Here is a 231-nt window from a genome sequence, read left to right as displayed (position 1 = left end):
CACACGTACAAATACGCATACATCACCGCAAGTGGACACTATACGGTTCGCTTCGATTCGGACTTCGAAACATGGCCCAACGGCGGCGAAAGCGTACCGCTACGCCTGGCGAAGCCGTTCGCGGGCAAGCTGCAAACCGGGATGCACTTCGCGGCGCTGGACAATGATGAAGCGGTGATCGTCTGCCGTGACGGTGACCCGGACAAGCCCGAAAGAGTGGCCTTCCATCAT

1 pseudogene is annotated in these 231 nt (G+C 58.4%); it reads left to right on the top strand.

From position 1 onward, the window contains the following. Positions 1–231: pseudogene (locus P0D89_RS54590) on the top strand (DUF2345 domain-containing protein); the annotation flags it as partial.

Origin of the sequence: Paraburkholderia sp. RL18-085-BIA-A, assembly GCF_046027075.1 — a bacterium.
In the GTDB taxonomy this organism is placed as follows: domain Bacteria; phylum Pseudomonadota; class Gammaproteobacteria; order Burkholderiales; family Burkholderiaceae; genus Paraburkholderia.
The sequence above is the reverse complement of the archived record's forward strand: the minus strand, read 5'-3'. Positions and strand labels throughout refer to the sequence as shown.